Source organism: Ruegeria sp. BG11 (genome assembly GCF_056538565.1).
This window is the reverse complement of record NZ_JBQFTH010000007.1, coordinates 67953-93207: the sequence shown is the minus strand read 5'-3', so window position 1 is coordinate 93207 and position 25255 is coordinate 67953. Positions and strand designations below refer to the sequence as shown.

At 59.3% G+C, this 25255-nt stretch carries 30 protein-coding genes; 20 read left to right on the top strand and 10 right to left on the bottom strand.

What is annotated here, in order from left to right:
* Positions 1 to 31: 31 nt before the first annotated feature.
* The 3 genes from ACR0JF_RS12890 to ACR0JF_RS12880 are packed head-to-tail and all read right to left on the bottom strand — an operon-like array spanning position 32 to position 1982.
* A complete protein-coding gene (locus tag ACR0JF_RS12890) occupies positions 32 to 460 on the bottom strand; it encodes an Lrp/AsnC family transcriptional regulator (RefSeq protein WP_170641848.1) in 429 nt (142 codons plus the stop codon).
* Between the two features lie 49 nt (positions 461 to 509).
* A complete protein-coding gene (locus tag ACR0JF_RS12885; RefSeq protein ID WP_170660848.1) occupies positions 510 to 1724 on the bottom strand; it encodes an MFS transporter in 1215 nt (404 codons plus the stop codon).
* Between the two features lie 3 nt (positions 1725 to 1727).
* Complete coding sequence (locus ACR0JF_RS12880) at positions 1728 to 1982, bottom strand: metal-sensing transcriptional repressor (RefSeq protein ID WP_170379951.1); 255 nt, start codon at positions 1980 to 1982, stop codon at positions 1728 to 1730.
* Between the two features lie 133 nt (positions 1983 to 2115).
* On the opposite strand from ACR0JF_RS12880, the gene ACR0JF_RS12875 reads away from it, so the two are divergent.
* From ACR0JF_RS12875 to ACR0JF_RS12845, 7 genes are all read left to right on the top strand, one after another.
* Positions 2116 to 2730, top strand: a complete 615-nt coding sequence (locus tag ACR0JF_RS12875; RefSeq protein ID WP_170641863.1) for a ribonuclease D — start codon at positions 2116 to 2118, stop codon at positions 2728 to 2730.
* A complete protein-coding gene (locus ACR0JF_RS12870) occupies positions 2727 to 3689 on the top strand; it encodes a KpsF/GutQ family sugar-phosphate isomerase (RefSeq protein WP_170660847.1) in 963 nt (320 codons plus the stop codon). Before ACR0JF_RS12875 ends, ACR0JF_RS12870 begins: the two co-directional genes overlap by 4 nt.
* Before the next feature lie 11 nt (positions 3690 to 3700).
* Positions 3701 to 4300: an LPS export ABC transporter periplasmic protein LptC gene (locus tag ACR0JF_RS12865; protein ID WP_170379954.1), complete on the top strand. Its 600-nt coding sequence runs from the start codon at positions 3701 to 3703 to the stop codon at positions 4298 to 4300.
* 45 nt (positions 4301 to 4345) lie between these two features.
* Positions 4346 to 4798, top strand: a complete 453-nt coding sequence (locus ACR0JF_RS12860) for an LptA/OstA family protein (RefSeq protein ID WP_480669437.1) — start codon at positions 4346 to 4348, stop codon at positions 4796 to 4798.
* Positions 4798 to 5556, top strand: coding sequence for an LPS export ABC transporter ATP-binding protein (lptB, locus tag ACR0JF_RS12855; RefSeq protein ID WP_170660845.1), 759 nt, complete (start codon positions 4798 to 4800; stop codon positions 5554 to 5556). The genes ACR0JF_RS12860 and lptB overlap by 1 nt, the downstream gene beginning before the upstream one ends.
* 252 nt (positions 5557 to 5808) lie before the next feature.
* Entirely contained in the window at positions 5809 to 6372 is a 564-nt protein-coding gene (gene hpf / locus ACR0JF_RS12850; protein ID WP_170660844.1) for a ribosome hibernation-promoting factor, HPF/YfiA family, read from the top strand.
* A 57-nt stretch (positions 6373 to 6429) separates the two neighbouring features.
* Positions 6430 to 6894 carry a PTS sugar transporter subunit IIA gene (locus ACR0JF_RS12845; protein ID WP_170379958.1) on the top strand — a complete coding sequence of 155 codons (465 nt, stop codon included), beginning with the start codon at positions 6430 to 6432 and terminating at the stop codon, positions 6892 to 6894.
* 63 nt (positions 6895 to 6957) lie between these two features.
* On the opposite strand, the gene dalA is transcribed toward ACR0JF_RS12845, so the two are convergent.
* Positions 6958 to 7473: a divisome-associated lipoprotein DalA gene (dalA, locus tag ACR0JF_RS12840; protein ID WP_170660843.1), complete on the bottom strand. Its 516-nt coding sequence runs from the start codon at positions 7471 to 7473 to the stop codon at positions 6958 to 6960.
* 169 nt (positions 7474 to 7642) lie between these two features.
* On the opposite strand from dalA, the gene ACR0JF_RS12835 reads away from it, so the two are divergent.
* Together ACR0JF_RS12835 and ACR0JF_RS12830 are read left to right on the top strand one after the other, a co-directional pair.
* The gene (locus ACR0JF_RS12835; RefSeq protein ID WP_170470964.1) at positions 7643 to 8242 is read left to right on the top strand and encodes a L,D-transpeptidase; all 600 of its coding nucleotides are present in this window, start codon (positions 7643 to 7645) and stop codon (positions 8240 to 8242) included.
* 140 nt (positions 8243 to 8382) lie between these two features.
* The gene (locus tag ACR0JF_RS12830; protein ID WP_170379961.1) at positions 8383 to 8565 is read left to right on the top strand and encodes a hypothetical protein; all 183 of its coding nucleotides are present in this window, start codon (positions 8383 to 8385) and stop codon (positions 8563 to 8565) included.
* Positions 8566 to 8640: 75 nt separating this feature from the next.
* Here the strand turns inward: ACR0JF_RS12830 and hemH are convergent, their stop codons facing one another.
* Together hemH and ACR0JF_RS12820 are read right to left on the bottom strand one after the other, a co-directional pair.
* Positions 8641 to 9690 (bottom strand): ferrochelatase, encoded by a 1050-nt coding sequence (hemH, locus tag ACR0JF_RS12825; RefSeq protein WP_170660842.1) that lies wholly within the window; start codon positions 9688 to 9690, stop codon positions 8641 to 8643.
* A gap of 56 nt (positions 9691 to 9746) precedes the next feature.
* Positions 9747 to 10577, bottom strand: a complete 831-nt coding sequence (locus ACR0JF_RS12820) for a methyltransferase domain-containing protein (protein WP_170641876.1) — start codon at positions 10575 to 10577, stop codon at positions 9747 to 9749.
* Between ACR0JF_RS12820 and ACR0JF_RS12815 the strand changes: the two genes are divergently transcribed.
* Genes ACR0JF_RS12815 through ACR0JF_RS12800 form a run of 4 tightly spaced genes read left to right on the top strand, consistent with a single transcriptional unit; the run spans position 10558 to position 12903 of the window.
* Entirely contained in the window at positions 10558 to 11322 is a 765-nt protein-coding gene (locus tag ACR0JF_RS12815) for a double zinc ribbon domain-containing protein (protein ID WP_480524070.1), read from the top strand. The two genes, ACR0JF_RS12820 and ACR0JF_RS12815, sit on opposite strands and share 20 nt — an antisense overlap.
* Positions 11323 to 11360: 38 nt before the next feature.
* Positions 11361 to 11618 carry a glutaredoxin 3 gene (gene grxC, locus ACR0JF_RS12810; protein ID WP_170379965.1) on the top strand — a complete coding sequence of 86 codons (258 nt, stop codon included), beginning with the start codon at positions 11361 to 11363 and terminating at the stop codon, positions 11616 to 11618.
* A complete protein-coding gene (locus ACR0JF_RS12805) occupies positions 11618 to 12448 on the top strand; it encodes a carbon-nitrogen hydrolase family protein (RefSeq protein WP_170660840.1) in 831 nt (276 codons plus the stop codon). The genes grxC and ACR0JF_RS12805 overlap by 1 nt, the downstream gene beginning before the upstream one ends.
* Before the next feature lie 14 nt (positions 12449 to 12462).
* Positions 12463 to 12903: a MarR family winged helix-turn-helix transcriptional regulator gene (locus ACR0JF_RS12800; protein WP_170379967.1), complete on the top strand. Its 441-nt coding sequence runs from the start codon at positions 12463 to 12465 to the stop codon at positions 12901 to 12903.
* A gap of 397 nt (positions 12904 to 13300) precedes the next feature.
* Here ACR0JF_RS12800 and ubiG read toward each other — a convergent pair whose 3' ends face one another.
* Positions 13301 to 14047, bottom strand: coding sequence for a bifunctional 2-polyprenyl-6-hydroxyphenol methylase/3-demethylubiquinol 3-O-methyltransferase UbiG (gene ubiG / locus ACR0JF_RS12795; protein ID WP_170660839.1), 747 nt, complete (start codon positions 14045 to 14047; stop codon positions 13301 to 13303).
* A 49-nt stretch (positions 14048 to 14096) separates the two neighbouring features.
* Here ubiG and pip point away from each other — a divergent pair, with 49 nt between their 5' ends.
* The 7 genes from pip to ACR0JF_RS12760 all read left to right on the top strand — a co-directional run bounded on the left by pip (position 14097) and on the right by ACR0JF_RS12760 (position 22405).
* Positions 14097 to 15074 carry a prolyl aminopeptidase gene (gene pip, locus ACR0JF_RS12790; protein ID WP_170660838.1) on the top strand — a complete coding sequence of 326 codons (978 nt, stop codon included), beginning with the start codon at positions 14097 to 14099 and terminating at the stop codon, positions 15072 to 15074.
* Complete coding sequence (locus ACR0JF_RS12785; RefSeq protein WP_170660837.1) at positions 15071 to 15889, top strand: ABC transporter substrate-binding protein; 819 nt, start codon at positions 15071 to 15073, stop codon at positions 15887 to 15889. The genes pip and ACR0JF_RS12785 overlap by 4 nt, the downstream gene beginning before the upstream one ends.
* A 160-nt stretch (positions 15890 to 16049) precedes the next feature.
* Positions 16050 to 16640, top strand: a complete 591-nt coding sequence (gene rimP / locus ACR0JF_RS12780; RefSeq protein ID WP_170379971.1) for a ribosome maturation factor RimP — start codon at positions 16050 to 16052, stop codon at positions 16638 to 16640.
* The gene (nusA, locus tag ACR0JF_RS12775) at positions 16640 to 18250 is read left to right on the top strand and encodes a transcription termination factor NusA (protein ID WP_170660836.1); all 1611 of its coding nucleotides are present in this window, start codon (positions 16640 to 16642) and stop codon (positions 18248 to 18250) included. Before rimP ends, nusA begins: the two co-directional genes overlap by 1 nt.
* A gap of 23 nt (positions 18251 to 18273) precedes the next feature.
* On the top strand, positions 18274 to 18897 hold the full coding sequence (locus ACR0JF_RS12770) for an RNA-binding protein (protein ID WP_170660835.1): 624 nt from the start codon (positions 18274 to 18276) through the stop codon (positions 18895 to 18897).
* An 8-nt stretch (positions 18898 to 18905) separates the two neighbouring features.
* Positions 18906 to 21380 carry a translation initiation factor IF-2 gene (infB, locus tag ACR0JF_RS12765; RefSeq protein ID WP_170470980.1) on the top strand — a complete coding sequence of 825 codons (2475 nt, stop codon included), beginning with the start codon at positions 18906 to 18908 and terminating at the stop codon, positions 21378 to 21380.
* 260 nt (positions 21381 to 21640) lie between these two features.
* Entirely contained in the window at positions 21641 to 22405 is a 765-nt protein-coding gene (locus tag ACR0JF_RS12760) for a caspase family protein (protein WP_170660834.1), read from the top strand.
* Positions 22406 to 22433: 28 nt separating this feature from the next.
* On the opposite strand, the gene ACR0JF_RS12755 is transcribed toward ACR0JF_RS12760, so the two are convergent.
* The 3 genes from ACR0JF_RS12755 to tdh all read right to left on the bottom strand — a co-directional run bounded on the left by ACR0JF_RS12755 (position 22434) and on the right by tdh (position 25241).
* Positions 22434 to 23276, bottom strand: coding sequence for an alpha/beta hydrolase (locus tag ACR0JF_RS12755; protein WP_480669430.1), 843 nt, complete (start codon positions 23274 to 23276; stop codon positions 22434 to 22436).
* The gene (locus ACR0JF_RS12750) at positions 23273 to 24148 is read right to left on the bottom strand and encodes a tryptophan 2,3-dioxygenase (RefSeq protein ID WP_170660833.1); all 876 of its coding nucleotides are present in this window, start codon (positions 24146 to 24148) and stop codon (positions 23273 to 23275) included. The genes ACR0JF_RS12755 and ACR0JF_RS12750 overlap by 4 nt, the downstream gene beginning before the upstream one ends.
* A gap of 64 nt (positions 24149 to 24212) precedes the next feature.
* The gene (gene tdh, locus ACR0JF_RS12745; RefSeq protein WP_170661067.1) at positions 24213 to 25241 is read right to left on the bottom strand and encodes an L-threonine 3-dehydrogenase; all 1029 of its coding nucleotides are present in this window, start codon (positions 25239 to 25241) and stop codon (positions 24213 to 24215) included.
* Positions 25242 to 25255: the final 14 nt, after the last annotated feature.

Here is a 25255-nt window from a genome sequence, read left to right as displayed (position 1 = left end):
AGTCATCGGTTTACAGAGGGTTATCGCCCCATCATTTTCGGTCGATCCTACGCCCGAATACGACGCTGGTATTGGTGCGCAGAACGCCGGGGATTTTGGCCAGTTCATCGACCAGAATATCCAGATCCTCGATCCGGGGGGCCTCTGCGGACAGCAACAGGTCAAACTCGCCATTGATCGACAGGCAGCGTTTGACCTCGGGATAGGCCTCAAGCCGTTTGATGATGCGGGTGGTTTCCTTTTGCTGGACCTCAAGCATCACGATCACCTGCACGCGCGGGGTATCGTCGGTGGCGTGCAATTGAACGGAATAGCCCGCAATCACGCCACGCTCTTCCATGCGCTTGATCCGCTCATGCACGGTGGTGCGGGCCACGCCCAGCCTGGCCGCGATATTCGTGGTCGATTCACGGGCATTGTGCTGCAGTGCGGTGATGATGTGGCGGTCGAGCTGATCCATGGGGCCTCCGGCAGGGTCGCTCTGGTTTACGGCAGAAGCGCCCGGAGGCTCAAGGCTTCTGCGCTGAGGGGGCTTTGTCGGATCGCGGCCAGATGATCAGTGCAGCAGCGATGCCTAAGGCAGAAACGCAGGTTGTGGTGGTCATGACCACGGTTGCGCCGAAACGGGTCATCAGCCATCCCGATAGCGGATAGAGGACCAGCCAACAGGCATGGGATAGGGTGAACTGGGCGGCAAATACGGCGGGTCGGTCTTCGGGCCGGGCCGAGCGGGTCAATAGGCGGCCCGAGGGGGTCAGGGTCATCGAGTAGCCGAAGCCCACGCAGGCCCAGAAGGCCGTGAGCAGCGGTAGGGAGAGTGCTCCGGATGTCATGGCTGCTCCGGCCATTGCCAGCGCGCCAAGTGTCGCCCCGGTCAGCATGACCCGGCGGTCCTTGAACCGATCCAGCAGAGAGGGAAGTACGAAGGCCGCGATCATCGAGCCGCCTCCGAACCCAGCCAGAGCAATCGCCACCGCGCTTTCGGACAGGCCGAGGTCCGCGCGCACAAGGACCACCGTATTAACGATCACCATGGAGCTGAGCGCGGCTGCAGACCAGCTGAGTGCCAGAAGGCCGCGCAAACGTGTTGTCGACAAATAGATGCGAATGCCGCGCGTTGTCCGGTCGTATATTCCGCGTCGCTCTGCGGGTTTGGGCGAGGGCAGAACAACGGACACCACCAGCAGCGCCGAGGCAACAAACCCAGCTCCGGTCCCCCAAAACAGCGTGTCAAAGCTGACAAAGACCAACAACGCAGCCGCCAGCATTGGGCTGAGCAGGCTTTCCAGATCATAGGCAAGGCGCGACAAGGACAGCGCGCGCGTGTAGTCCTGCTCATCCGTCAGGACGTCGGGAATCGTAGCCTGAAACGCGGGGGTGAACCCGGCCGAGGCCGATTGCAGGACGAAAATCAGTACATAGACCTGCCAGACCTCGGATACGAAGGGCAGACACAGTGCGACCGCAGCCCGTATCAGATCCAGCACCACCAGCATCCTGCGCCGGTCGAGCTGTTCCGCAAACGCCGCCGCCAGTGGGGCGATCCCCACATAGGCGACCATCTTGATGGTCAGAGCCGTGCCCAAAACCATCCCCGCAGCCTCGCCTGCGAGATCATAGGCCAGCAGGCCCAACGCGATCGTCGCCAGCCCGGTCCCCGTCAACGCAACGACCTGAGCAGCCAAAAGGTGGCGATAGGTGCGGTTTTGCAGGATGCCGAGCATTGGTCAGAGGTACTTTGTTATGGTTTTGAAATCTTCGATGGCCGATCCGTCCTCGGATGTCAGGCAATGGTCGATATGATCGTGGATCAGAACCCGCTTGGCATTGGTGATTGCTTTCTCGACCGCAAAAAGCTGCTGGGCAACGTCGGAGCAGGGCGCGTGATCTTCGAGCATGGCAATGACTTTCGCCAGATGCCCATGCGCCCGTTTCAGGCGGGCGGTGATTTGCGGGTGCGATTCATGCGTGTGATTGGTCATGATGTATCCATATCCCCCCCATGGGGATAATATCAAGCCCATCCAGCGACAGAATGCCCGGCGACAGGCTCAGCGTTGAGTTTGCCGGATAAACCGCCTATCTCGGGGTCGAGACCGCACAAAGGAAACCTCTGTGGCAAACCACCTGTATAAAAACGACCTGCCCGACGGGCTGGACCTTGGGCCGATCGTGGCCATCGACTGTGAAACCATGGGGCTGAATCCGCATCGGGATCGCTTGTGCGTGATCCAGATGTCCGGCGGCGACGGCAACAGCCATATCGTTCAGGTTGAAAAGGGGCAGACCGAGGCTCCGAACCTTTGCGCGATGCTGGAAGATGCAGACGTGCTGAAACTGTTCCATTTCGGGCGTTTCGATATCGCAGCGATGTACCACGCCTTTGGGGCACTGGCCGCACCGGTCTATTGTACCAAGATCGCGAGCCGCCTTGTGCGCACCTATACCGACCGCCACGGGCTAAAGAACCTGTGTCAGGAGCTGATCGGCGTCGATATCTCGAAGCAACAACAGATGAGCGATTGGGGCGCCGAGACTCTGTCTGAAGCCCAGCTGGAATACGCGGCTTCGGACGTGTTGTACCTGCACCGTCTGCGGGATGAGCTGAACAAACGGCTGGCCCGCGAAGGCCGGACCGAGATGGCGCAGGCCTGTTTTGACTTCCTGCCGATGCGTGCGAAACTCGACCTCGCAGGCTGGCCCGAAACTGATATTTTTGCGCACTCATGACCGATACTGAAGCATTCCTGAAAACCGCCCGTCAGGTTGTTACCGATGAGGCCCGCGCGCTGGACTCGCTGGCCGAAAGCCTGAACGAGGATTTTGCCGAAGCGGTGCAACTGATCCTGCAGGCCACCGGTCGCATTATCATCAGCGGCATCGGCAAGTCGGGCCATATCGGCCACAAGATCGCGGCCACATTGGCCTCGACCGGCACGCCCGCGTATTTCGTCCACCCTGCCGAGGCGAGCCACGGTGATCTGGGCATGGTGTCAAAGGATGATGTGGTTTTGGCGATCTCGAACTCCGGAGAAGCGCCGGAGCTGGCCAACCTTCTGGCCTTTACGCGGCGCTTTGGCATTCCGCTGATTGGTCTGTCTAGCAAGCCGGAAAGCACGCTGATGAAGCAGGCAGACGTGCATCTTCTGATCCCGTCCATGGGTGAGGCCTGCGGGTTCGGTATGGTGCCCTCGATCTCGACCACGCTGACGTTGGCCATGGGCGATGCGCTGGCGATCGCGCTGATGAAGCACCGTGATTTCAAGCCCGAGGACTTCCGCGCCTTCCACCCAGGCGGCAAACTGGGCGCGCAGCTTTCCACCGTGCGCGACCTCATGCATGCCGATCTGCCCGTGGTACGGTCCGGCACATCCATGAGCGAGGCGCTGCTGGTCATGAGCCAGAAGAGCTTTGGCGTGGTGGGTGTGACAGATGATGCGGATCGCCTTTTGGGCATCGTCACCGATGGCGATTTGCGCCGCAATATGGACGGGCTTTTAAACAAGACCACGGATGAGGTCATGACCCGCGATCCTCTGACCATCGCACCCAACGCCATGGCGGAAGAGGCCGTGGGCATCATGAACGACCGCAAGATCACATCGCTTTTTGTGGTTGATCCTGACGCGGACGGGCAGGCGCAGGGTCTGCTGCATATCCACGATTGCCTGCGCGTCGGTCTGGGTTAGGGAGTGAAACGGTGGATCGCTATTCCCGCATGGTTCAGTTCCTCAAGGTGCTGTTGCCTCTGACGGCGATTGTCTTGCTGTCCACCGTTTTCCTTCTGTCGCGCAGCATCGAGACTGATGTCTCGGTGCCCTTCTCGCAGGAGGATATCGAAGATCGCTTGGCTGGGCAGGTTATTACGCAACCCAACTACCGCGGCACTACCAAAAAAGGCGAAGAGGTCCAGATTGAGTCGACCAGGGTGGTCCAAGGGTCCGAGGGCGAAGAGCCGACGGCATCGCAGTTTCGTGGGCGTTTCGGGATGCTGAACGGCGGTGAGATCAAGTTGGATTCCAACTCGGGCCTGATCCGGCCCGACAAGGGGACGGCGACTTTTGTTGGTGATGTGGTGATTACCACCTCGGACGGCATTCAGGTCACGACCGATCTGCTGAATACATCGCTGGAAGAAATACGTGGCGACACTCCCGGTCAGGTCGATGGCACCGGCGTCATCGGAACATTCTCTGCCGGTCGTATGCAATTTGGCACTGAAAAAAAGGACGGTCCGGTCCATATTCTTTTTACAGACGGCGTGAAGTTGGTATATGAGCCAACAAAAGCAGAAAGATAACCTGTGATCTATTTTCGATTTCTCTTTGTTTGCATGGCTCTGTTGATGAGCCCGGTTTCTGCCATCGCACAGGAAGCGCAGGTTGCATTCGGTTCGGTCAAGGCCGACCCCAGCCTGCCGGTCGAGGTGACCTCGGACTCACTGAACGTCAATCAAGAGGATGGATCGGCCGAGTTTCTCGGCAATGTGATCGTGATTCAGGGGGAAATGCGACTATCGGCTGAGCGGGTTCTGGTGATCTACAGTCAGGATCGCTCATCCATCGAACGGATGGAAGCGACCGAGAATGTCGTTCTGGTCAGCCCTCCGGATGCCGCCGAAGGGGATCAGGCGGAATACACCATCGACACCGGTGTGATCGTGATGAAAGGCAACGTGCTGCTGACGCAAGGTCCCAGCACGATCAGCGGCGACCAGATGGTCGCGAACCTAACCTCGGGCACTGCAACGATGACAGGGCGCGTCAAAACCATCCTGCAACAGGGTGGCGGAAACTGATGGCTGCCCCAACCTTGTCTGTCGCGGAAGGTAACGCTGGCCTGCGCATCGAGAAACTGCGCAAATCCTATCGGAAAAAGACCGTGATCCGGGATGTGTCCATGACGCTCGACCGGTCCGAGGTTGTTGCACTGCTGGGTCCAAACGGGTCGGGCAAGACGACGACTTTTTACTCGGTCGCCGGGCTGGTCTTTCCTGAAGCAGGAAAAGTCACGATAGACGGACAGAACGTCACAACGCTGCCGATGTATCGGCGCGCGCGTCTTGGGATCGGCTATCTGCCGCAGGAGATGTCGATTTTCCGCGGCATGAGCGTCGAGGACAATATCGCCTCGGTTCTGGATATCACCGTAAAGCATGCCCATCGACGGAAAGAGCGGTTGGAGGAGCTGCTGTCCGATTTCTCGATCGAACACCTGCGCCGCGCGCCCGCGCTTGCCCTATCGGGCGGTGAACGGCGTCGGGTTGAGATCGCGCGCTGTCTGGCCGCCGATCCGAAATATCTGTTGCTTGATGAACCCTTTGCGGGCGTTGACCCGATCAGCGTGGGTGACATCCGCCATCTGGTGGCAGATTTGAAGAAACGCGGGATCGGCGTGTTGATCACCGATCACAACGTGCGTGAAACGCTCGAGATCGTGGATCGCGCCTATATTCTGCATGACGGGCAGGTTCTGATGTCAGGTACACCCGACGAGGTGGTCGAGAACGAAAACGTGCGCCGGGTTTACCTGGGCGAAAACTTCCGTATTTCATAGGGTTGGACGATTTTTCGCCGAACGCTTTGCGGAAATCGCGTATATACACCTCTGTTTTGATTGACTCTTCCGCCGCCTCTTGTCTCAATTGGGGTATGGCATTCATTCGGTTCCAGTCTGGATCTCGATACCCCTTCGCTGAAGGGCTGGGACGGCAGCAACCGATCAAAATGTCGATATCCCCCACCCGATAAAAACAAGCATGTTGCGTGACGCAACGTCAGAATGGGTGTGAATTGTGAAGGAGATCACATGCGTTACCAAATCAGCGGAAAACAGATCGACATCGGTGCGGCCCTGCAGACCCATGTGCAGACCGAACTGGGCGAAGTTGTTGGCAAATATGCCCAGCGCCCGACCGACGCCAATGTCGTCTTTTCCCGTTCGGCGCATGAATATGTATGCGAAACTACAATACATTTATCCACCGGCCTGACCGCTCAGGCCAAGGCCCACGCAACCGAGATCTATGCAGCGTTCGAGGCATGCTGTGACAAGATGGAAACACAGTTGCGCCGCTACAAGCGCCGCCTGAAGGACCATCACAAGGATCGTTCTGAGCCTGTTGAACTCTTTGGGGCGTCCTCTTATATCCTCGCCTCTGACGAATCGAACACGGCAGATGAACCCGAATCGCTACAGCCCATGATTGTGGCTGAGATGGAAACAAAGATTCCATCTCTCAGCGTTGGTGAGGCCGTAATGCAAATGGAACTTGCCGGTGCGCCGGTGTTGGTGTTCAGGAATGAGAACAAGGATGGGTTGAATGTCGTGTATCGCCGCGATGACGGCAATATTGGCTGGATCGATCCTTAAACAGGCAAGTTGAGAGAGATTGGCCCTCGCACGCTAGGGTCGCTATGGAGCATGATCATGGAGCTTTCGAGCATTCTCAAGCCCGAAGCAGTACGTGTGTTATCTGCCGCGTCTAGCAAGAAGCGGCTGTTTCAGGAAATCGGCGACGTCGCTGCCGGTGCTTTGGACCTGGATACCCAGGTCGTCGTGGATTGTCTGCTGGAACGCGAAAGCCTTGGCCCCACGGGTGTGGGTCATGGCGTGGCATTGCCACATGCGCGGCTGGGCGGGATCGAGTCGGTCTCGGGCGTTTTTGTAATGCTTGAAAAGCCGATCGACTTTAGCGCGGTTGACCGCCAGCCGGTGGATATCGCCTTTGCGCTGTTTGCACCTGAAGAGGCGGGTGTGGATCACCTCAAGGCTTTGGCACTGGTGTCGCGTACCCTGCGTGACAGCGCTGTTTGCGCCAAGCTGCGGGCGAACCCGGATCCGGTCAAGCTATACGCGATCTTGACCGAAGCACAGTCTATGCAAGCTGCTTAAATCTTTGTGAAATTACAAAAAAGCCCGCGAAAATCGCGGGCTTTTTTGGGAAGGGGCGGGTTGTTAGCCTCCGGTTCCCATTTCTAGCGTCCACCAGATCTTACCGCCGTTTTCCTGATGCCAAGCAAATCCCATCTGGGTGGCCTGGGGGTCCAGGATAACAGAACGGGGTCCGGGTTCCTGCATCCAGGCGGCCAGTGTCTCGGTTTCCGTTTCATAGGTCTCCGAGATCGCCTCGCCCAGGAATGTCCCGAAATAGCCAACGCGCGCCGCGCGGTCGATCGGGGAAGAGCCATCCGATCCGAAATGCCAGGGGCGATTCTGTCGGGCCATATCCTTGGAATGCGTCGCGGCCGCCGCGTTCAACTGAGAATTCAGTTGCACGGCCTGCAAGCCCTGCGCCTGCCGCAGTGCATTCACCGAATCGAGCATACGGAACTGCAGCTTCTCGGGGTTGCCACGGATTTTATAGACTGAGGGCAAGGGGCGTCCATCGGCACCCAGCGCCGTGGTGCTCGTGTCGGTACATGCCGCCAAGGCGACAAGGCAAATCAACAGAAAAGAAAAGATACGCGTCATGATCGACCTGATTATTGTGTCGCCAACGGGCATAACGCGCTAGGCTGTCTTGAGCAAACGCACAATGACCATACCCTGCATGATTCTGCCGGTTTGGTTTGCGACTGAAGCATTCTGGCAATAAAATGGGCCAGATTTTCCATTTCGCCATAACGAAGGACCTTTTGTCATGGTTAAAAAGCACATCCCTCTTTCGACCCGCCGGGGGTTTCTGGCCGGAGCCTCGTCTCTGCTGGCCGCGCCTGCGATCGCGCAGTACATCCCGGGCGACCCGCTGCGACCTGCACCTGAACCCGAAGCACCGGTCCGGCGCAATGTCTCAGGATTCCGCGCTCAGGACTGGCGGCCTTATTTCTCGAACACCAGAAACGGGGCCATTCTGGTCGATACCACGTCGCGAGCGCTGCATTATTGGTCAAATGATCAATCTGTATACAAACTCTACCCCTCTTCGGTTCCGTTGACCGAGGAGATGACCCGTCGCGGGCGCACCAGCGTCATTCGCAAGGTTGAGGGGCCAAGCTGGTCTCCGACGCCGTCGATGAAGAGACGAAACCCCGAATGGCCCGATTACATCCCGCCCGGCCCCGATAACCCATTGGGAACGCACGCTTTGTACCTGGGATGGAAGTATTACCGCATCCACGGTACACATGACACGCGCAAGATCGGGCGGAAATCTTCGAATGGCTGCATCGGCCTGTTCAACGAAGACATTGCCGAGCTTTTCTCAATGGCGAAGGTCGGCACGCAAGTGTTGCTAATTTGACGACATTTTCGCTCACCGACTCGATGAATCGGCAAGTTGCAATTGCATTCCAACCGCTTTGCTGATTAGAAAAATATCACGAGGTAAGTCTTAGATGTGCGGTTCCGCGGACTGGAGCCGTGCAGATTCTGGAGGTTAATATGAAAAAACTCGTTCTCGCCGCTGCACTGACCGCTGCTGCTTCGACCGCTTATGCCGGTAACCTGGAAGAGCCGGTTGTTGAGGCACCTGTTGTTGTTGAAGAAACCCAGGGCACATCGCAGGGCATCATCCTGCCGCTGATCCTGCTGGTTGTAGTTGCCGCAGCTGTTGCAGCAAGCTAATTCGACGAGCAATATCCAGAGAAAAGGCGGTGGAGCTTTCCACCGCCTTTTTTCATGTCCAGTTGTCGGGGCTGGTTAGTCCAGCCAGCCGTTCAGATTGTCTTCGATGATCTTGCCCAAAGCGGCGATATGCGAATCATCGTCATTGAGGCAGGGGATATAGGTGAAGTGTTCACCGCCGGCCTCTTCAAAGCTTTCCTTGATCTCTTCGTTGATCTCTTCCAGCGTCTCGATGCAATCGGCCGAGAACGCAGGCGCAATTACTGCGATGTTCTTTTTGCCCTGTTTCGCCAGATCGGCCACGTGGTCGACTGTATAGGGTTTCAACCATTCCTCAGGTCCAAAGCGTGACTGGAAGGTTGAAACCAGCTGATCATCCGACCAGCCGAGCCGCTCTTTCAACAATCGTGAGGTCTTGACGCATTGGCAGTGATAGGGATCGCCCTGTTGCAGATAGCGTTCAGGCATCCCGTGGTAGGAACAGACCAGCACATCCGGCTTGGTCTTCATCGTGGCATAGGCGCGTTCGACGGACTGGGCCAAAGCCTCGATATAGGTGGGTTCGTCGTAATAAGCGGGCACCGTACGGCTGGCAGGTTGCCACGGTTCCTCCATCAGGCAACGGAAGAACTGGTCATTGGCGGTTGCCGTCGTGGCACCGGCATAGTGTGGGTAGAGCGGGAAGAATAAGATACGGTCGCAGCCTTCCGCCACCATATTCCGGACCTTGGATTTGGTAGACGGATTGCCGTAGCGCATGCAGAAATCGACCATCACCTGATCGCCATAGCGGGCCTGCATCGCATCGCGCAGCTTGGCGGTCTGGTCCTTGGTGATCGTCATCAGCGGGCTTTCACCCTTGTCGTGATTCCAGATCGACTTGTAGGCCTCGCCCGAGCTAAAGGGGCGCTTTGTCAGGATGATCGCCTGCAGAATCGGCTGCCACTTCCACGCCGGGTAGTCGATCACACGGCGGTCCGAGAGGAACTCGTTCAAATAGCGGCGCATTGGCCAATAGCTGTAGTGATCGGGCGTGCCCAAATTGGCCAGCAGGATGCCCACGCGCCCCATTTTAACCTTGGGGTGGTCGGCTGGTGCATGCACTGGGCGTGTCGCGTCAAACATTTGGGTCTTCCTGCATTTTCTAGGTCTGGCCTGAGATAAGGGGAAATGTCCGGTCGTCAATCGGACAGTTTGCCTTCATCGGTACCAAGGGCTTCGGCAAGGCGCATCCGGGCGGATCCGGGGCGCAGCGGTTTGGGTTGGCTGTCGTCGGGCGACCAGCCGGTTAGGCAGATCAGCTCGAACGTGGCGGGCAGGCGGCCTTGAGGCGTCGCGAAGTGTTCTGCGTAGATGCTCTGCGCGCGTTCGAACACCTTGCGGCGGGTCGGGGATTTCAATCGGTTGGTCAGCACGTTGGTCTCGGCCATCGCGCGCAGGTCCTGCATCAGATGGCTCAAGTCTCGATATTCCGCCGTCACAGGCACCGCATCCGCCACTGGCAGCGCCAACCCCGTGCGTTGCAGCAGAGCGCCTAGATCCCGCAGCTCTCCCATTGGAGCGATTCGGGGGCTGAGGCCACCAGTCACCTCAATCTCGGCCTGCCCGAGGGCCGCACGCAGCTGATGCAGGGTCTCTCCGCCCAGACAGACGGTCAGAAGCAACCCGTCCGGGCGTAAGGCGCGGTGACATTGGATCAGCTGGCCGACAGGGTCATTGGCCCAATGCAGGGCCATCGCATGAACCACCAGATCATGCGTGCCGGGCTTAAGCGCCAGCGTTTCCTCATCCGCCACGAGTGTCGCGCTGGGCAGGGCATCCTGCCAGATATGCGCAAACGGGGTCACAATCGCGGGCGCTGTAAAGGTTCTGTTAACCATGCTCAGCCGATCCTGCACCTCGTCGACAGCGGCGCGGTGCAGGAACAGGGCCTCATCCTTAGCCCGCGCGCGGCGGTGGCGCAGGGTGGCTCGGTCGAACAGAGAGGGTGCATTGGACGCAGGCATTTTCATACCCCGCAGGTATCGCATTTGGCCCCGAGTTCAAACAGCGTTGCACCTGATCTATCCCCCGCGATGTATGAGCTGCGGAGAGCTGACCGAATCCGACTTTGGCCTGTGTGCCACATGTTGGCGGGACACGCCGTTCATCGGCGGCACGGTCTGCGACAGTTGCGGCATGCGCGTCCCCGGAGAACGGGACGGCTTTCGGATCGACTGTGACGATTGCAGAAAAACGCCACGCCCTTGGAAGGACGGGCGCGCGGCGTTGCTGTACAAGGGGCGGGCGAAATCCCTGATCCTGGCGTTGAAACATGGCGACCGCCCCGAGCTGGCCAAACCCGCCGCGCGCTGGATGGCGCAGGCGGGCCGAGAGGTTCTGAGGCCCGACATGTTGATCGCGCCGGTTCCGCTGCACTGGTCCCGTCTGGTGAAACGGCGGTATAACCAATCGGCGCTTCTGGCCCAGCATCTCGGGCGCGAGACCGGGTTGGAGGTCTGCCCGGACCTGCTGGTGCGAACGGCGCGCACGCCGGTTCTGGACGGGAAAACGGCTGCCCAACGTGTTGAGGCATTAGATGGGGTCATTGCGCCTCATCCCAAACGGTCTAAGCGTATCGCGGGGCGCGATATCCTGTTGGTGGATGACGTGATGACTTCGGGTGCCACGCTGGCAGCCTGTACGCGGGCATGCCTTGCCGTTGGGGCAAATCATATTTTCGTGTTGGTGCTGGCGCGCGTTGCCAAGGATGCCTAATTCGCACAAGATTGTGTGAAACCCGAAGGGACGGATTTATGAAACCTGTTGAAATCTACACATCGCCTCTGTGCGGCTTCTGCCACGCGGCCAAGCGCCTGCTGAAGCAAAAGGGGGTCGAGTTCAAGGAAATCGATGTGCTGATGCACCCCAAGCGCAAGCCCGAGATGATAAAACGTGCCGGCGGCAAACGCACTGTGCCTCAGATATTCATCGGCCCCGATCACGTGGGCGGCTGTGATGACCTCTATGAGCTCGATCGTCAGGGCAAGCTGGACCGTCTTCTGGCGGCGTGATGAAGACTGCTCTGCTGCAAATCACCTCGTCGGACGATCCGGCTGCGAATCTGCAAATGGTGCGCGCCATGATGGCCGAGGCCGCCGAGCAGGGCGCGCAGTTCATCCTGACCCCCGAGGTCACGAATTGCGTGTCTAACAGCACCACCCGGCAGCGCGAGGTGTTGCAGCATGAGGAAGACGACACCACGCTGGCCGGTTTGCGGGCGCAGGCGGCCGGGCTGGGTGTGTGGCTGCTGATCGGCTCGTTGGGGATCAAGACCCATGATGCGGATGGCCGCTTTGCCAACCGGTGCTTCATGATCGACCCCAAAGGTCAGATCGTGGCGCGCTATGACAAAATCCACATGTTCGATGTGCAAGTGACCGAGACCGAGACTTTCCGCGAATCGGCCAATTACCGCCCCGGTGACAAGGCCGTCATCGCCGAGACGGAGTTCGGCAAGATCGGCCTGACCATCTGCTATGATATCCGATTTCCGCATCTGCATGCTGCGCTGGCGCAAGCCGGGGCGCGGATTTTGACGGTTCCGGCGGCGTTTTCGCCTGTCACAGGGGCCGCGCATTGGGAATCGCTATTGCGCGCCCGCGCGATTGAGACCGGCTGCTGGGTTCTGGCCCCCGCGCAAACCGGCACGCATTCCAAAACGCGGGGCAAAACCCGCCACACTCACGGTCACAGCATGGTCGTCGCCCCTTGGGGAGAGGTTCTGATCGACGCAGGGACCGATCCGGGCATTCACTTTTTCGAATTGAATGATAGTTCTGTGTCCGAGGCGCGCCGTCGCGTGCCCTCATTGACCCATGTGCGGGCTTTTGACGGCCCCTGAACCAGAACCGGACCATGACAGACGACACCAATGCCCTTGCGGTCACGCTTTTCAGCGAGATCCTGACCGCCGACCAGCTATTGCGCAACCGGCTGAGCCGGGTGCTGCCCAAGGGCATGGAAATCTCACACTTCTCGGTGCTGAACCATCTGGCCTATGCCGGAGGAGAACGGACGCCCGCCCAACTCGCCAGCACCTTCCATGTGACCCGAGGGGCGATGACCAACACTTTGGCCAAGCTGGAATGGGCCGGGTACATCCACATCCGCCCAGACTGGGACGACGCCCGCCGCAAGATGGTCGCGATCAGCCCCGCTGGCCGCCGCGCGCGCGATCAGGCGATTTCCTCGATTGCCCCGCTGATCAACCGCGTGGTTGGAGAGCTGGGGTTGGAGCGCGTCCGCAGCACGCTGCCCGTATTGAGGGATTTGCGGTTGCAGTTGGAGGGGGAGTAGCGGTGAGAAATGCTACTCTGCACCAGTGATGGATTCTTTAGGGCGCGAGAGGACCTTGCTCAAGTCTGCAGGTTCACATCTTCCGCGAATGGGGCAACCTTTAACTCTCAGAAGAGAATTTACGCCAAAATTCCGTCATAGGAATTCGCACGCTAGGCATATGACCATCGACAAAGGTTTCAACAGCATGATGACAATAGGCGCCTATACCAGCCCGGTTGTCGGAATCGGAGTTCCGGCGTTCTCTTTGATCGCAAGCATGAACACACCAATCGCAATGAGCGCAAAAAATATGCACGCTAAGCCCAACACGCTTCCTACAAGCGGATTTCGATCATAGAGCGGAAGGAACCACCCAATTGTCCAGTTGCTGATCGGTCGCATATTTGTGCTGAATCTACCCTGGTTTCACACTCGCCGTCACATAATTCACACTGAGGTCGCGGTCTGAGATCGACCAGCTCCACAGGATTGGATTGAACACGAACCCCTTGCGGTCAACTGGCTCCAGCCCGGCTTGGCGCAGCAGGTCGAAAAGCTCATCGGGGGTGATGAACTTGTTCCACTCATGTGTGCCGCGTGGCAGCCAGCGCATGACAACCTCGGCCCCGAAGATGGCCATGGCATAGGATTTCGGGTTGCGGTTGATGGTCGAGCAAATCTCCAACCCGCCGGGTTTCAGCAATTGTCTCGTGGCGGTCAGGTAGCTCAGCGGGTCGGCGACATGTTCGACCACTTCCATGTTCAGCACGACGTCGAATTGCTCGCCCGCGGCGGCCATGTCCTCGGCGGTGGTGTGGCGGTAGTCGATCTCAAGCCCCGATTGTTCGGCATGGATGCGGGCGACGGGCAGGTTGCCCGCAGCGGCGTCGGCTCCGACCACTGTGGCGCCAAGGCGGGCCATAGGTTCGCTCAGCAGCCCTCCGCCGCATCCGATATCCAGAAGGCGCAGGCCCTCGAACGGTGTCGGCGCGGTCAGGTCGCGGTCAAACTCACCCGCGATTTGCTGTGTGATATAGTCCAGACGACACGGATTCAGCATGTGCAGAGGTTTGAATTTCCCATGCGGGTCCCACCATTCCGCTGCCATCGCCTCGAATTTAGCGATCTCGGATGGGTCGACCGTGTTCGGATGCGCTTGCATTCCTGTCTCCGTATGCTCTTTTACGTCTTAAGGACTATATAGGGCCATAATGGACAAGTACCCGGACCAAAAGCGCGCAGTGCAATATCTCTATCCGCCGGTTGATCCTTTCGATCAGCGGTTGGTCAGTGTGGGCGATGGGCACCAGATTTATATGGAGCAAAGCGGCAATCCCGACGGGGTGCCGGTTGTTGTGCTGCATGGTGGTCCGGGCGGTGGCTGCAGCCCCGCGATGCGGCGCTACTTTGATCCGCGCGTCTTCCGGGTGATTCTCTTTGATCAGCGCGGGTGCGGGAAATCGCGGCCCCATGCCTCGGTCGAGGACAACACGACATGGCATCTGGTTGAGGATATCGAGCGGCTTCGATCGCTGCTGGATATCGACGAATGGATCGTGTTTGGCGGCAGCTGGGGGGCGACTCTGGCGTTGATCTATGCGCAGGCGCATCCCGATCGGGTCAGCCGTCTGGTTCTGCGCGGGGTGTTTCTGGCCACGCAGGCCGAGCTGGATTGGTTCTACGGCGGCGGCGCGGGCAAGTTCTGGCCCGAGCAGTGGGCAAAATTCACCGCCTTGCTGTCCGAGGAAGAGCTGTCGGATACGATTGCGGCCTACAACAAGCGCCTGTTCTCGGGCGACCGGGCAACCGAGGTCCTGTACGGGCGCGCTTGGTCAGCGTGGGAGAACGCCTTGGCGTCGATCCATTCGAACGGATCGACCGGCGAAAGCCCCGGTGAATACGCGCGGGCCTTCGCGCGGCTCGAGAATCACTATTTCATCAACAACGCCTTTCTGCAGAAGGATGGGCAGATTCTGGATCAGATGGATCGCATCGCGCATATCCCCGGACATATCGTGCAGGGGCGCTATGACATGATCTGCCCGCCTCAGGCGGCGTGGTCTTTGGCCGAGCGTTGGCCCAATGTCGAGCTAAAGATGGTTCGCCATGCAGGCCACGCCCTGTCGGAACCCGGAATAAGTGCCGAGCTGGTCCGCATTATGGACCGCGTGGCCGAGGGGGTCGCATGACCCGGATGGACCGCCGTGCTCTGTTTGCATCGGGTGCCGCCGCTGCGTTGCTGGCGGCCACCGGGGCGTCTCTGGCCGATACTCCGAAGAAAGGTGGCGCGCTGCGGCTGGCAGTTCCGCGTGATGACAGTTTGGAGCAGTTGGCCCGTGGGGCCGTGTTCGATACCCTGACCGAGATCGCACCGGATGGCACATTGCGAGGGGAGGTGGCGACAGGATGGCAGACGGAAGACAACGCGCGCATCTGGCGGTTTGATCTGCGCCAAGACGTCTCGTTCCACGATGGAACGGCGTTGCACGCCGATGATGTTGTGGCCGTGCTGGCGGAACTTGGTCAGGCCGAGGCCCTGGCCGCTGATCACGTGCGGCTGGAACTGGCCGAGGCCAATCCCGGTCTTCCCTTCCTGCTGGCCGACAGCCGGTTTGTCGTAGCCCGCGATGGGCAGGCGGTGACACCTCTGCACGCGGCCAACGGGACCGGATGCTACCGGGTCGAGCGGGCCGAGGATGGGCGTCATTTCCTGGGCCGCAAAGTTGCCGGGCATTACAAGGACGGTCAGGCCGGTTGGGCCGATACAGTGGAAATCATCGTGATCCCTGACGCACGCGTCCGCGCCGAAGCCTTGCGTGACGGATATGTGGACATTGCCGTCCTGCCCAAGAGGGGCGATCTGAAATCCCAGCGGGGGCTGCGCTACTACCCAAGCGAATCGAATATGGCGCTGGCGGTGGCGGCTCAGGTGGGAATGCCGAGGCAGATCGGCAAAGCGACGCTGGATGATGGCCGCATCGCTGAACGGTGGTGGTTGGCGTAAATCCGATCACGAATTGCGCCGGGGGTTGCAGACTCGGGAACTCCTGCGTATATGCAGTTGCAACAGCGGCGCGTTGGACTTCTGGTCCAAGGCTCCACCGGAAAATTCGACGGGCCGCGCGCCCGTTTTTTTGTGCCCGATCGATAGGGTAGAGAACCTGATGACAAACGACCTGATAGCCAAAGCGGCCATTGACCGGCGACTTGCCGAGATCATCACCCCCGTGATTGAGGATCTGGGGTATGAACTCGTCCGCGTCCGTTTGATGAGCGGCAAGCAAACCACGCTGCAGATCATGGCCGACAAGCCCGATGGCGGTATCGAAGTGGATGACTGCGCTGAGATTTCAAACGCCGTCAGCGCCACGCTGGATGTCGAGGACCCGATCCTTGACGCCTATACGCTTGAGGTCTCCAGCCCCGGTATTGACCGCCCTCTGACCCGTCTCAAGGACTTTGAGAATTTCGAAGGGTATGAGGCCAAGATCGAAACTGCCGAGCTGATCGACGGTCGCCGCCGATTCAAGGGTGAATTGGCCGGGATCGAAGGGGATGAGGTTCTGATCAACATCCCCGAGGGGTCTGAGACGATCACTATCGGTCTGCAATTCGACTGGCTGAGCGACGCCAAGCTGGTCCTGACCGATGACCTGATCAAGGAAATGCTGCGCCAGCGCAAAGACGCCGGTGCCCTGAACGAAAACGCTTTCGACGAGATTGAGACCGAAGGGTCCGAAGAGGAGACGAACTGATGGCAATCACCTCAGCCAACCAGCTGGAGCTGCTGCAGACCGCCGAGGCCGTGGCCCGCGAAAAGATGATCGACCCCGGTCTGGTTGTCGAAGCGATGGAAGAATCGCTCGCCCGTGCCGCCAAGAGCCGTTACGGCGCCGAAATGGACATCCGCGTGTCGATCGACCGCAAGACCGGCAAGGCGACCTTTACCCGCGTCCGCACCGTGGTCGAGGAAGAGGAACTGGAAAACTACCAGGCGGAGATGACCGTCGAGCAGGCGCGTCAGTACATGGAATCGCCTGAGGTTGGCGACGTGTTCGTTGAAGAGGTTCCGCCGGTTGAAATGGGCCGTATCGCGGCTCAGTCCGCCAAGCAGGTGATCCTGCAGAAGGTCCGCGAAGCCGAGCGTGACCGTCAGTACGAGGAATTCAAGGATCGTGCGGGCACTATCATCAACGGTGCGGTCAAGCGTGAAGAATTCGGCAACGTCATCGTCGATCTGGGCGGTGCCGAGGCCGTTCTGCGCCGCAATGACAAGATCGGCCGCGAAAGCTATCGCCCGAATGACCGTGTGCGTGCTTACATCAAAGAAGTTCGCCGCGAGGTTCGTGGCCACCAGATTTTCCTGTCGCGCACCGCGCCGGAATTCATGGCCGAGCTATTCAAAATGGAAGTGCCGGAAATCTATGACGGCATCATTGAGGTCAAGGCCGTGGCCCGTGACCCCGGCTCGCGCGCCAAGATTGCTGTGATCTCGTATGACGGCTCGATCGACCCCGTCGGTGCCTGCGTTGGTATGCGCGGTAGCCGCGTGCAGGCCGTTGTGAACGAGCTGCAGGGCGAAAAGATCGACATCATTCCGTGGAACGAAGATCAGCCGACTTTCCTGGTGAACGCGCTGCAGCCTGCCGAGGTTTCCAAGGTGGTTCTGGACGAAGAAGCAGGCAAGATCGAAGTTGTTGTTCCTGAAGAACAGCTGTCGCTCGCCATCGGTCGCCGAGGTCAGAACGTGCGTCTGGCCAGCCAGCTGACCAACCTGGACATCGACATCATGACCGAAGCCGAGGAGTCGGCGCGTCGTCAAAAAGAATTCGAAGCCCGCACCCAGCTGTTCATGGACAGCCTGGATTTGGACGAGTTCTTTGCGCAGCTGCTGGTTTCAGAAGGCTTCACCAACCTCGAAGAGGTTGCCTATGTTGAGCTGGACGAACTGCTGGTCATCGACGGCGTTGACGAAGGCACCGCGCAGGAACTGCAGGCCCGTGCCCGCGATTTCCTTGAGGCGCAGGCCAAGGCCGCGCTGGATGCCGCACGCGCATTGGGTGCCGAGGACAGCCTTATTGAATTCGAAGGCCTGACACCCCAGATGGTAGAAGCGCTGGCCAAGGATGATGTGAAGACGCTCGAAGACTTCGCAACCTGTGCTGACTGGGAACTGGCCGGTGGTTGGACCACTGTCGATGGTGAGCGTATCAAGGATGACGGTGTGCTTGAGCCGTTCGGCGTAACGCTGGAAGAGGCGCAGGATATGGTCATGACTGCCCGTATCATGTTGGGTTGGGTTGATCCGGCCGAGCTGGAGCAGGCAGAAGAAAACGTTGATGCCGAAGAGGAGGCCGAGGCCTGATCTCAGGGCCTCGGGTGGCTGAGATGGGTCGCGGTGGCGTCCATAAGGATCGGTCCGAGGGACCTGAGCGCAAGTGCATCGCCACGGGCGAGGTTCAGCCCAAATACGGGCTGATCCGCTTTGTGACGGGGCCGGATGGTCAGGTCTACCCCGATGTCGCGGCGAAATTGCCGGGACGCGGGGTCTATGTGGCGGCAGATCGCGCAGCCTTGGACAAGGCGGTCAGCAAAAAGCTGTTCTCGCGCGGGTTCAAGGCGCAGGTCTCGGCCCAAGCGGACCTGGCCGATGAGGTCGAAAAACAAGTCGCGCGTCGTGTGGTTGAGCTTCTCAGCCTGGCGCGCAAGTCTGGCGATGCGGTCGCCGGATATGAAAAGGTCAAGACGTGGCTGGACCGGGAAGAGGCTCAGGTACTGATTCAGGCCAGCGATGGATCGGGGCGCGGCAAGTCGAAACTCAGCACGCCGCACTTCGGAAAATACATCGGATGGCTCACGGCGGACGAGTTAGGGGCGGCATTTGGGCGCCAAACCGTGATTCATGCGGCGCTGACCTCTGGCGGACTCGCCAAACGTGTTGTAGAGGAAGCGCAGCGCCTGCGTGGCTTGCGCGAAACGGATGACGGCGGCAGGGGCCGCGCGGAAGGGTAAGAAGCTTTATGAGCGATAATGACGGCAAAAAGACATTGGGTCTTCGTGGCGGGGCACGCCCCGGAAATGTGAAACAGAGTTTCAGCCACGGACGCACCAAGAATGTCGTGGTGGAAACCAAACGCAAACGCGTGGTGGTCCCCAAGCCGGGTGCCGGAAAGCCGGGTGGCGGAGCAACGCCCTCGGGTGATCCGTCGCGCCGTCCTGCCGGGATCTCCGACGCGGAAATGGCCCGCCGGATGAAGGCATTGCAGGCCGCCAAAGCGCGCGAGGTCGAAGAGGCCGCCGCCCGTGAGGCAGCTGAAAAGGCGCGTGAAGAAGAACGTGCCCGTCGCCGTGCGGAACAAGAGGCCAAGGAACGCGAACAGCGTGAGGCCGAAGAGAAAGCCCGGGCCAAGGCCGAAGAGGAAGAGCGCAAGCGCCAAGAGGCAGAAGAAGCTGCCAAACGCGCTGCTGCCGCCCCGGCCCCGGAAGAGCCCAAAGCGGCCCGTAGCCCGGCCAGCAAGCCTGCGCCTGCGGCTGCTCCGCGCAAACAGGATCGTGAGCGTGAACAGCGCGGTCGTGGCAAAGGCCGTGACGACAACCGCCGTTCGGGCAAGCTGACACTGGGTCAGGCCACCGGTGGCGAAGGCAACCGCCAACGTTCGATGGCCGCGATGAAGCGTAAGCAAGAGCGTGCGCGTCAGAAAGCCATGGGCGGTTCGGTCGAACGCGAAAAGGTCATCCGTGACGTTCAGCTGCCCGAGGCCATCATGGTCTCTGAGCTCGCCAACCGTATGGCCGAGCGTGTGGCCGACGTTGTCAAATCGCTAATGCAGATGGGCATGATGGTTACTCAGAACCAGACCATCGACGCTGACACTGCGGAACTGATCATCGAAGAGTTTGGCCACAAGGTCACTCGTGTCTCCGATTCGGATGTTGAAGACGTCATCAAAGAAGTCGAAGACAGCGAAGACGATCTGCAGCCGCGTCCGCCGGTCATCACCATCATGGGTCACGTTGACCACGGTAAGACTTCGCTGCTGGATGCAATCCGCGACGCGCGCGTTGTGGCAGGTGAGGCCGGTGGCATCACCCAGCACATCGGCGCCTATCAGGTGAAAACCGATGGCGGCACCACGCTGACCTTCCTGGATACCCCGGGCCACGCGGCGTTTACTTCGATGCGTTCGCGCGGTGCTCAGGTCACGGATATCGTGGTTCTGGTTGTTGCGGCTGACGACGCCGTGATGCCGCAGACCATCGAGGCGATCAACCACGCCAAAGCGGCCGGAGTGCCGATGATCGTAGCGATCAACAAGGTCGACAAGCCCGATGCAAACCCGGACAAGGTGCGGACCGATCTGCTGCAGCATGAAGTGATCGTCGAGAAAATGTCGGGTGATGTTCAGGACGTTGAAGTCTCTGCTATCACCGGTCAGGGTCTGGACGAACTGCTGGAAGCCATCGCGCTGCAGGCCGAAATTCTGGAGCTGAAAGCCAACCCCGACCGCGCCGCCCAAGGCGCCGTGATCGAGGCGCAGCTGGATGTGGGCCGTGGTCCCGTAGCCACCGTTCTGGTTCAGAACGGCACGCTGCGCCAAGGCGATATCTTCGTCGTGGGTGAGCAATACGGTAAGGTCCGTGCGTTGATCAACGACAAGGGCGACCGCGTCAAGGAAGCCGGCCCCTCGGTTCCGGTCGAGGTTCTGGGGCTCAACGGTACGCCCGAAGCGGGCGACGTTCTGAACGTGACCGAGACCGAAGCGCAGGCGCGTGAGATTGCTGCCTATCGTGAGCAAGCCGCCAAGGACAAACGCGCCGCCGCCGGTGCCGCGACCACCCTTGAGCAGCTGATGCAGAAGGCCAAGGAAGACGAAAACGTCACCGAGCTGCCGATTCTGATGAAAGCGGACGTACAAGGTTCGGCCGAAGCCATCGTTCAGGCGATGGAAAAGATCGGCAACGACGAAGTGCGCGTGCGCGTTCTACACTCGGGCGTGGGTGCGATCACCGAGACGGATGTCGGTCTGGCAGAAGCCTCTGGTGCACCGATCTTCGGGTTCAACGTCCGTGCCAACGCATCGGCGCGGAACACTGCGAACCAGAAAGGTGTCGAGATCCGCTATTACTCGGTGATTTATGACCTCGTGGATGACGTGAAAGCCGCCGCTTCCGGCCTGCTGAGCGCAGAAATCCGCGAGAAGTTCATCGGTTACGCCGAGATCCGCGAAGTCTTCAAGGTCACTGGTGTGGGCAAAGTTGCTGGCTGTCTGGTCACCGAAGGCGTTGCCCGCCGCTCCGCAGGCGTCCGCCTGCTGCGCGACAACGTGGTGATCCACGAAGGCACGCTGAAGACGCTGAAGCGCTTCAAGGACGAAGTGGCCGAGGTTCAGTCGGGTCAGGAATGCGGTATGGCGTTCGAGAACTACGACGATATCCGCGCAGGCGACGTGATCGAAATCTTCGAGCGCGAAGAAGTCACCCGCACGCTGGACTGATCCGGTTACACAAGTAAGTTTGAAAACAGCGGCTCGACTTGGGCCGCTGTTTTTTTGGGCACATCGTGATCTACGTCTATTTTTTTGTTCAACGTGTTCCTCGTTACATTCAAGCTCTGCAGGGGGCTGTAACAAGTTCGTATATGGACTTTCGAGGCCCGGTCTTGATTTACTATTGGTCGTGATTGAACGGACTTCCAGCACTTAAGGGCCAAAGGAAGAGACCTACTTCTCTCGTTCGACAGGATTTGGAGATAGATTTGACACGTATTTTTACAGCACTCTGCTTTGTCATCACCCTGATCGCCGGGCCCGCATTGGCACATGAACGGTTTGCCCTCGTGATCGGGAATGCTGGGTACACAACTGTCCCGGCCCTCGACAACCCAGTGAACGACGCGCGCTTGATGAGCGAAGAGCTGCGCGGTGCGGGATTTACGGTCACGACTCTGACGGATGCAAGCCGCGCTGAGATGGAGCAGGAGGTTGAAGCTTTTGCCAGCACCGTGCGTGCAGCGGGGTCCGAGGCCCTTGCAGTGTTCTATTTTGCCGGGCACGGCGTGCGCAGTGATGAGTTCAACTACCTTCTTCCGCTGGGTGTGAACATTCAGTCCGAGGCCGATATTGCGGACCAGGCTGTCCCGGCCGAGTGGGTTCTGGATCGCATTCACACGCCTCAGGCAGTCAGCGTCATGATTCTGGACGCTTGCCGCGACAATCCTTTTGGTAGTGAAATGGACGGTGCACTGGATGTCGGCGACGGGCTTGCGCGTATGACGGCTCGAACCAACAACCTGATCGCCTATGCCACCGGACCCGGCGACGTCGCACTGGATGGGACTGGGACCAACAGCCCTTACACAGCAGCCATTGCGCGCGCGATCGGAACCCGAGGTCTCACCCTTGAGCAGATGTTTGATCAGGTGCGCACGGATGTGATTGGCGAAACGGACGGAGTGCAATCCCCTTGGGCCCGGTCATCCCTGAACATACGGATTGGCATCAAGGACCCGAGTTTGAATTGACAGAGGCCAGCCCTGCGCATCGCGAAGGCTAGGACGTTCCCGACTGCTTTGAAGCTGTGAACGTCCCGGGATGCATGATGATGTCGAAATGCTGCATCCCCTTTTTCAGATCGAAGCTGACAGAGTGTCCGGCCTTGCGCAGGTGCTCGGCGTAGTCGCGGCTTTGGCGGATGAATTCGGGTGTGTCCCTTTCGGCCACGGTCACGTGATAGCGCGGTCCTGGTAGTGGCACGTGACGGATAGGGGAAAGGTCGTTGACCTCAACCGGGGTCAGTTGCAGCGGATCGTTGACCGAGGTCAGGCTGATCGGTTCCAGATCGTAAACCCCGCTGATCAGGATCACGTCGCGCACCCGCAACCCGGCGCGGGCCAGAGCGTTCGCAGATTGCGCCATAACCATGCTGGCCAATTGCGCACCGGCGCTGTGCCCTGACAAGGTAATCCGGGTCGGATCAAACTCCAGGGACTCAACCTGCGTCGCCAACCAGAGCAACGCATCGCGGCACTCTTCGATAATGTCCGCGATGCGGGCATCAGGGGCCAGCGTATAGTTCAGTGTCGCAAAAGCCTGGCCCGCCTTGATCAGCGCCGGTGCCATCATAGCAGATTCGCGCTGGCTAAGGGCCTGCCAGTAGCCGCCATGGATAAACACATGCAGCGGCGCGCCTGCCTCGGCCGCTGGGAAATAATCCAGAACCTGTGTGGGGCCTGCACCATAGGTCAGATTTTCCTGAACCGTCAAACTGCCCCGCGCCTGAGCGCTGAGGGCACTATAGCTGGCAATGTAAGGCGTCAGATCACCGCCGATCATTGATCTTGGCGAATATTCCTGTTCCAGTTCAGCCTGTGAAAACCCGCGATACAGCATCATTCCCCCGCATAAATCAGTTCTGTGCGCATATCATACAAATCGTGGAAGAAGCGCAATTCCAATGCTTTGCGTAAGAAGCCGACGCCACTGGAGCCTCCTGTTCCCGGCTGCATCCCGATGACACGTTCAACGGCGGTCGCGTGATCGAACCGCCACCGTTGGAACAGGCATTCCACATCCATCAGCTTCTCCGCCAGCGCGTAAAGCTCCCAGTGTTTTTCGGTGTCGCGAAAGACTTCAACCCAGATTTTCACCACCCGAGGATCGCCGGAGTAGGGTTGCGCATAGTCCCGTTCCAGGAGGTCCTGAGGCACGTCGAAGCCCTGACGGGCCAGCATATGCAGCACCTCGTCATAGAGCGACGGCTTGGTAAGTGCTGCGTTCAGCATTTCCATCACTTCAGGATCATGGGCGTGAACCTTCAGGGTCGAGGGGTCCTTGTTGCCCAAAATGAACTCGATCTGGCGGTAGCCATAGCTTTGGAACCCGGAGGAACTGCCCAAAGCGTTGCGGAAGGTCATGTAGTCGGCGGGCGTCATAGTCAGCAGAGTTTCCCAAGCCGCAATCAACTGATGTTGGATGGCTTTGATACGGTCGAGGTTTTTCATCGCTGGACCAAACGCGTCCTGCTGCAGGAAGCGGCGCACCTCGACCAGTTGATGGTGCATCAGTTTCAGCCACAGCTCGCTGACCTGATGGATGATGATGAACAACATCTCATCGGGCTGGGCGGGGTCCTGAAAGGTCTTCTGCAGGTTCAGCAGGGTCTTGAGTTGCAGAAAATCGCCATAGCTTTTGCGATGGGTCTCGGTGAAATCGGTGACCAGAGAGTCTTCGATCCCGCGTTCCAGATACCTGTCAGTGTCGCTCATTTGCTCCTCCAAACGCCTGAGGTTCCCCGATGTGTAAGGGGTCAGCCCGCGCAGCGCCAGAGGGTCAGGTCCAGTCGAGAACCACCTTGCCGGATTGGCCGGATTTCATGGCCGCAAACCCTTCGGCAAAATCGTCGACTTTCATCTGATGGGTGATCACACGGCTGACATCGAGACCGTTTTGCAGCATGGCGATCATCTTGTACCAGGTCTCGAACATCTCACGCCCGTAGACGCCCTTGATGGTGATGGCCTTGAACACGATGCGGGACCAATCGACAGGGGATTTTCCTGGCGGAATACCCAGCAGAGCGATCTTGCCGCCCATAACCAGCGCCTCGACCATCTGGTCCAGCGCGATTTGCGAGCCAGACATTTCCAGCCCCACATCGAAACCTTCCTTCAATCCCAGCTCGGCGATGACATCCTGTAGGTCATCTTTGGAGACATCGACTGCGCGGACCGTTGGCACCACATGTTCGGCCAGTTTCAGGCGGTCAGGGTTAATGTCAGTGATGACCACATTGCGGGCACCTGCGTGGCGGGCGACGGCGGCGGCCATGATGCCAATCGGCCCAGCGCCTGTAATCAGCACATCCTCCCCCAGCAGATCAAAGCTGAGGGCGGTGTGAACGGCGTTTCCCAGAGGGTCGAGAATGGCTCCGATTTCGTCCGGCACGTCGTCGGGCAGGGGGATGACGTTAAAGGCAGGCAATTTCAGATATTGCGCAAACGCGCCTTGTTCGTTGACGCCTATGCCGCGCGTGCCGGGGTCGAGGTGGAACTTACCCGCGCGGCTCTGACGGCTGTCTGTTCCGATCAGGTGCCCCTCGCCCGAGCAGCGCTGCCCGATCTCAAGCCCGGTTACGTTTCGGCCGACCTCAACGATCTCACCGGCGAATTCATGGCCGGTGATCATCGGAACGGGAACGGTTGCCGCGGCCCAATCATCCCAGTTCCAAATATGAATGTCGGTCCCGCAGATGCCGGTCTTGTTGACCCGGATCAGAACTTCATCCGGGCCGATCTCGGGCACCGGGGCTTGGATCATCCACAGGCCTTCCTTGGGTTCGGATTTTTCCAGCGCTCTCATTGTATTGGGACGCA